The following is a 6437-nucleotide window of genomic DNA, read 5'->3' as shown; positions in this document are numbered from 1 at the left end:
GAAAGCAAGGCAACCTCAGTTGTCGCATGGGGCGTAATTTTATTTGGAATTGTTTTGGGAATAGCCTTTATTTTGTCATATGGGCAAGTTGAAACAAGAAATGATAATTTAGACATTATTCAAGTTTGGTCTAAAGAAATGGTTACAGTCGGTCTTTTCATTATATTTAATGGGTTACTGTTTGGTTACTTACTTTTAAAAATTAGTAGTATTTTGAACCATCTTGAAAATAACAAAAACTAAAACGTATCTGAAAGTGTCAGTTACACAAATGATGATTGTTTAGTGTTGAATGTAGCCGTTAATTATTTAAGCATGGAATGACACAAGTTAAGTAGAGGATGAATCTCATGATAGATGAAGAAAAACCCTTAAATTTTGACGATGATGAAGAGCCTCTTGATTTTGCCGATGAAGAATTTATCGATGATAAAAAAGAGGATGAGTTGTATAACAGCATTACCAAAGATGGCTCGAGTGTAGATCCCGCAGATGATGGTGAACGACACATTCGTCCTGAAGATGGGGATCCCATCGAAATCGAACAATAATTTAAAGCCCAATTCAATATTGGGCATTTTTAATATTTTGGACTTTCTAGTTGAACAGTACGGTACGTTCGAGGTTATTTAATCATTATCATTAATGACTCAAAAAATTGAGAACTAAGCAATGAGTGTAGAGGTGGGTACATATATATTTAATGAATGATTTATTCTCGAATTGAAGTAAAACTATGAGTAATTATATTTCTGCATTTACCAACAAAATCAAAAATAAAGTAGTTCCACCGGTCAATGATGTTCTGCTCGCGTTTAAGACTTTGAAAAATGTACCAGGCGGATTAACGCTATTATCAAAGATTGTTAGTCGAGTGGCTCCATATTTTCAGACTGTAAATCCAATTATCCAAAAATTAGATTTAAATGTGTGCGAAGCTTCAATCAAAAAAAATAAATCAATCGAAAATCATATTGGGACGGTACACGTTATTGCCATATGTAATGGGCTAGAGTTTGTCATGGGCGTGTTAGCTGAAGCATCAGTACCTCAACATTTAAGATGGTTACCTAAAGGTATGAGCGTAAATTATGTAGCTAAGGCAGATTCTGATATTAAATTAGTAGCAACAATTGATGACGAGTGGAAAGTTGGAGATATGCAAATAAAAGTTAATGCTTATAGAGCTGATGGGCAGCCAGTAGTTCAAGGGTATATCACGCTTTGGGTTACAGAGAAAAAGTAAATAACAGGGCATTAAATGCAAAAAATATTGGATTATCTTCGCAAATTTTTTACTGCCAAGCCTCAGCAAGATGCAGCAAACGATCATATTGCTACAGCAACTGATTATGGTGATGAATTAATAGGCGTCGCTGTTGATGAGATGTCTCTTAGTTTAGATGGTGTAAATCTAATTTGTAATTTTGAAGGATTAAAACTCAGTGCTTATGATGATGGTACTGGCGTCTGGACCATTGGATATGGCACTACGCGATATCCTAATGGTCAGCGTGTAAGAGAAGGAGACCGATGCTCGCTTGAACAAGCTAAAGCTTATATGCAGCATGATTTAAAGATATTTGAGCGCGCAGTAAATAGAGCTGTAAAAGTACCTTTAAAACAAAACCAATTCGATGCATTAGTCTCTTTAACTTATAACATTGGAGTCGGGGCTTTTAAAAACTCGACCTTACTCAAAAATTTAAATTTAGGTGATTATAAAGAGGCTGCCAACCAGTTTGATGTCTGGGTCAATGCTGGTGGTAAGCGTTTGCAAGGGCTGGTGAATCGTCGTGCAATCGAAAAGAAATTATTTCTATCATGAAAATAGTTATCTCAATTTTTTATAAAATTTTAAAAAACATGAAAAAGCCTCGAATGGTCAGGGCTTTTTCATATAGAAATTGGATGAATTAACTTTTATCTTCTAAGGTGATTCTGAGCCGGTTTAATGCTCCCATAAGCGAAATGCTAGTCGTTAACTCTACAATCTCTCTTTCACTAAAATATTCGGCTAAATGAGCTTTTACAGTTTCAATTTTGTCAGATAGAAAAGTGACTGCCTCCGCAAGTTCAAGAGCAAGATGTTGTTTCTTTGAAAAGGCATTCGAATGTTTATAGCCCGGAATTTTATCAATCACTTCTTGGCTTAGTCCCATATCTCTTAATTCCTGAGCATGAAAAGCGCAGCAGTAAGCACAGCCGTTGATTTGCGAAACATATAACTCAGCTAAAGCAACTATTTGAGGATCAATGCCAGAGGTTCGTATAGATGCATGTGCTGAGTACAAATGATTAATCGTTTTTTTAGCAACTTCTTTATATTCCATCATATAGGCCAGTCTTTTGGTGATAAAAAACTATTATTTACTACTTGGTATAGATTGTAAATTAGGCACCATTTTGTTATATAGGTATATTTTTTATACCTTATTAAACAATGAAAGATAATATTTCTGGCTGTTCCGTAGAAGAGGCAATGACAGTATTGGGTGGTCGCTGGAGAATGTTAATTATTTCATTTCTCATCGAAAGACCTATGCGCTTTAATGAGCTAAGACGGGCAATACCTAATATTTCTCAAAGAATGTTAACGTTAGAATTACGTTTTCTTGAAGAAGAAGGTTTTATTAACAGAGAAATTTTTGCGGAGGTTCCTGTTAAAGTTGAGTACTCACTAACCGAAGATGGCAAAAAATTAAACAGTTTAGTTGATGTATTAAAAGAAGTGGGCACTTGGCTAAAAGTAAGATAAGGCCGGTTTATTTTATAGTTTGATTTACTATGTTTTTAGGTCACACCTAGATCGTATGTGATCATTTTGGCAGGATCATTTATACAAATTTTAAGCATTAAAAAAGCCTGATGCTACGAATCAGGCTTCAGTATTCATCAACAATAGGAGTTGGTGAACAAGACCAATCTAACAGACCTGCTCTATAAAGGCAAACCAATGGTCGACCCACCAGTTCATATGAGCATAATTTTTCTCAAATTATAGGCAATAAAAAAGCCCTTGCTCGAAAGCGAAGGGCTTAGTCGTTCATTGATCTAGCAATGAACTATATAAGGCTCATCTCATACTAAGTTCAGTATATCTGAAATTGAAGCAACAAAGAAGAAAACATTCTAAATATCTTCCTCATTCTATTTAAACTCAATTTATGTGCTCATATAGCAACTTACATCTTTGATAAATCAATACACAAAATTTGCACTTTGCAATTTTTAGGGTGTGCTATTTGTGTGTAGCTCCAATTGGATTGGCTTATAAAGTAAAACAATAGCCGTCTATAAATTATTCAAAATAAAGCTTTATATGAATCAATCGAAGATTGAAGACGCTATAGGAAAGCAAGGAAGTAGAGATGAATTTGATTAGATTAGAAGAACTTTCATGGGTGAGTAATGCTGTTTTGACACCCCAATTGAACAATTGGCCGTGTGCACGATCTGGAAATATAGGCGACACTTCCTGTAGCGAGCACAAAGACAATTTTTCAGAACAATCTAATAAAAAATTTTATAAAGAATGGCTGAAACAACAAAAGAAAATACTTAAAAGTATTCCAAGTAATGCTGTTTTACTCAGCATGAAAGATCCTATTTAGATTAGGTATAAGATACGTTTATAAAAATATGCATTACAGGGATGAGCATTTCTTTTTACAAAAATTCTAGTTTTAACCAAATATACACACTTAAACAATTCGTTAAAAAAGTTTCAATAATTTAGCCAGATAGCATGTTAAGTTTTTCTCAATCATAAAAATTTAGAAAGGATTAAAACATGAAATTTTCCTACCAAGATCTTGCTGGAAATAACGTTGAAGTGGCGTGTGAAAGTTATATTCATATACCGTCAGGAACAGCAGTGAAATCTACAGAAGCGGGTAATTATCACCCTACGGAAAACTTCAGATTCTTTAAGAAAACGGAAGCTGATTCTATGCCCATCTATCGATTTGCTATTGATCAAAATTCTAATGTTTTTAATAGTGATGAACTTCCAGCATTAGCCCAAATTGGTACAGACTGGAAAAATTTAGATTAAATTTTTACTCAAAATAAGACCCTCATTCGAGGGTTTATATAATATTTTTTATGAGTTACTTCTTTTTAAATACAAGCATTAAGCCCAGTAAAATTGCAATCATTCCAATTAAGCCCGCCAGAGGTAACGTATTTTTTAAAATTAGAAAATCTAAGAGCGCAGTAACAATTGGAACCAAATAGAACAGGCTTGTCACGTTGACAATATTGCCCTGACTTAAAAGCCGGTAAAGTAAAAGCTGAGCAACTACAGAAATTAAAATTCCTAGAAATAAGACTGAAATAATCAGTTGTGAATTCCACGTTATTTCAAAATGTTCAAAGGGAACCAGAAACAGGCAGACCACAAGACTGACTATATATTGTAGCGGTAAGACATCTGTAGGAGCTTGTTGAATGTTCTTTTGCATGATGGCCCCAAAGGTTATACAGATGAGGGCAGCCAAGGCAAAGAATATCCCGATTGGTGCTATAAAAGACATCGTCAGGCTTTTCCAGACTAAAATAATGAGTCCGGCTAAAGCAATGAATAAACCGAATAGCCTTTCTTTTTGTAAAATCTTTTCTAGAAGGCAAAGCGTTAAAATGGGTTGTATTCCCATAATTGTAGCCATTAAACCAGGTGTTACCCCATGAGCCATCGCTTTAAAATAGCAAATTGAATAACCTGCAATCATGAGTAACCCAGTAAGCAGAACTTGCTTTCTAGTTCCATGTTTAGGTAAGAGTCTTTTTCTAAAAATAGCCAGTAGCGACAGAACAATTAAAGCAATAGAAAAGCGCAGAATTAATAATGCTATGGGTGAGGCATTATCGAGCCCCCAACGAGTAAAAATTGCGGCACTTCCCCAAAGTAAAACGAAAATAGATGTCGCACTTTGTGATGCAAGCATCTGTTTATTTAGGCGCATAAAACCTCCTCCTAGTGCGTAATACCTAAGAAATACGAAGTGATGAAATTGTTAGTAGGTGTCGCTATTAACGTGTTATTCAGGCATTAATCAATTCACGGATAGCTTCTTTCAGAAAAAATGAATTGTTTTAACTTCTTCTAATTTCAGTATGGGAGAGAGAATAGATAAAGAAAAGCGCATAATTCTTTTATATACTATTTGAAAATCGAATAGATAAGTCGTAATGAATATAAAAAACTTACAGATTGATTGGTTAAAGTGTTTTGTCACAGTCGTAGATACAGGCTCATTGTCGAATGCAGCACCTGAGTTATACCGCTCTCAGTCTGCGGTGAGCATGCAACTAAAAAAACTAGAAGAAGCGCTACATTGCCAACTTTTAATACGAACACATCGACAAATTGAATTAACGTCGCAAGGACAGCTACTTTTAGGTTATGCGCGCCGTATTCTTGACTTACATGCAGAAGCCCAAATGGCATTTCACGGAGATGAATTAAAGGGCCGTATACGCCTTGGGGTACCTGATGACTATGCTGCTAAATATTTAACGCCCGTACTTAAACGTTTTGCACCCCGTTACGGAGGGGTTGAAATTGAATTAATTTGTGAACAGTCGACTTCTTTAATTCCACGAGTAGAAAGTGGTGATATAGACTTGGCATTAATTTCAAGAGATAACGCTCGTCAAGGAACACTGTTATTTCATGAACCGATGGTATGGGTTGGCTCTCCACAATTTGAACTCTGGCGAGAAGACCCGCTTCCAATTGCAGTTTACGAAAGTACCAGTCAAGCTAAAAAGAGCGCTATTCATTCTTTGGCATTACAAGGGCGCCGTTACCGTGTGGTATACAACAGTTCAAGTTTGGCTGGTCAAATTGCAGCAGTTGAAAGCGGTTTAGCAATCGCTGTGTTCACACAATGCAGTGCACCTGAGCATTTAACCATATTAGGTGCAGATCATGGACTTGGGCCATTAGAGCCGATGGAGGCTGCTGTTTATCGGAGTAGGTCTTCTTTAGAGTCAAAAGCTGTAGACCACCTGTATGAATTACTCATTAAAACACTCAGACACTCAGTGAATGTTTAATGACCAAATTTTAAGTTGATATTTAAAGGTGAAACCAAAGAGCTTTACATTTTTGCGTTAAATCTACAAAAAAGCCTAGAAACCTATGCTGATCGTAAAACTAATAAAAAGTATTTATTAACTCACTATTGAATAATTCATGAGGTGAAATATGACAAAAATTATGGCTACCTTGGGTTTAGCTGCCATTATTTCTTTAAGTGTGAGTGCTTGCCAAGGTGAAAATGACACAAAGCAGCAAGATAAAACAACTACTCCTCATTCAATGGACAAAGATTCATAATCCAGATGAATTTTGAAACCCATCGTAAGATGGGTTTTTTATATCTTTTTATTTTAATCTTAAAATGTGATTTGTAACTCACAATATTTAT

The 6437-nt window shown here is 35.4% G+C and carries 11 protein-coding genes; 9 read left to right on the top strand and 2 right to left on the bottom strand.

All coding sequences use genetic code 11. The features are described from left to right. From NL42_RS10170 to NL42_RS10155, 4 genes are all read left to right on the top strand, one after another. The coding region (locus NL42_RS10170; protein WP_461312653.1) for a hypothetical protein at positions 1-243 on the top strand (243 nt) is incomplete at its 5' end. Positions 244-350: 107 nt separating this feature from the next. Beyond that, positions 351-551 (top strand): hypothetical protein, encoded by a 201-nt coding sequence (locus NL42_RS10165; RefSeq protein ID WP_003652344.1) that lies wholly within the window; start codon positions 351-353, stop codon positions 549-551. A 185-nt stretch (positions 552-736) separates the two neighbouring features. Continuing rightward, the gene (locus NL42_RS10160; protein ID WP_461312652.1) at positions 737-1246 is read left to right on the top strand and encodes a hotdog fold domain-containing protein; all 510 of its coding nucleotides are present in this window, start codon (positions 737-739) and stop codon (positions 1244-1246) included. Between the two features lie 15 nt (positions 1247-1261). Beyond that, positions 1262-1828: a lysozyme gene (locus tag NL42_RS10155; protein ID WP_461312651.1), complete on the top strand. Its 567-nt coding sequence runs from the start codon at positions 1262-1264 to the stop codon at positions 1826-1828. 88 nt (positions 1829-1916) lie between these two features. Here the strand turns inward: NL42_RS10155 and NL42_RS10150 are convergent, their stop codons facing one another. Next, positions 1917-2333 (bottom strand): carboxymuconolactone decarboxylase family protein, encoded by a 417-nt coding sequence (locus tag NL42_RS10150; protein WP_461312654.1) that lies wholly within the window; start codon positions 2331-2333, stop codon positions 1917-1919. Positions 2334-2443: 110 nt separating this feature from the next. Between NL42_RS10150 and NL42_RS10145 the strand changes: the two genes are divergently transcribed. From NL42_RS10145 to NL42_RS10135, 3 genes are all read left to right on the top strand, one after another. Beyond that, on the top strand, positions 2444-2758 hold the full coding sequence (locus tag NL42_RS10145) for a winged helix-turn-helix transcriptional regulator (RefSeq protein WP_446090125.1): 315 nt from the start codon (positions 2444-2446) through the stop codon (positions 2756-2758). 613 nt (positions 2759-3371) lie between these two features. Beyond that, a complete protein-coding gene (locus NL42_RS10140) occupies positions 3372-3614 on the top strand; it encodes a hypothetical protein (RefSeq protein WP_461312650.1) in 243 nt (80 codons plus the stop codon). 179 nt (positions 3615-3793) lie between these two features. Continuing rightward, complete coding sequence (locus NL42_RS10135) at positions 3794-4057, top strand: hypothetical protein (RefSeq protein ID WP_016137789.1); 264 nt, start codon at positions 3794-3796, stop codon at positions 4055-4057. Between the two features lie 55 nt (positions 4058-4112). Here NL42_RS10135 and NL42_RS10130 read toward each other — a convergent pair whose 3' ends face one another. Next, positions 4113-4967, bottom strand: a complete 855-nt coding sequence (locus NL42_RS10130; RefSeq protein ID WP_461312649.1) for a DMT family transporter — start codon at positions 4965-4967, stop codon at positions 4113-4115. Between the two features lie 226 nt (positions 4968-5193). Here NL42_RS10130 and NL42_RS10125 point away from each other — a divergent pair, with 226 nt between their 5' ends. Next, entirely contained in the window at positions 5194-6063 is an 870-nt protein-coding gene (locus tag NL42_RS10125) for a LysR family transcriptional regulator (RefSeq protein WP_004791662.1), read from the top strand. A gap of 151 nt (positions 6064-6214) precedes the next feature. Further along, positions 6215-6346: a hypothetical protein gene (locus NL42_RS10120; RefSeq protein WP_004643213.1), complete on the top strand. Its 132-nt coding sequence runs from the start codon at positions 6215-6217 to the stop codon at positions 6344-6346. The last annotated feature ends 91 nt before the right edge of the window (positions 6347-6437 follow it).

This window comes from Acinetobacter sp. GN11 (assembly GCF_054823985.1).
The sequence above is the reverse complement of the archived record's forward strand: the minus strand, read 5'-3'. Positions and strand labels throughout refer to the sequence as shown.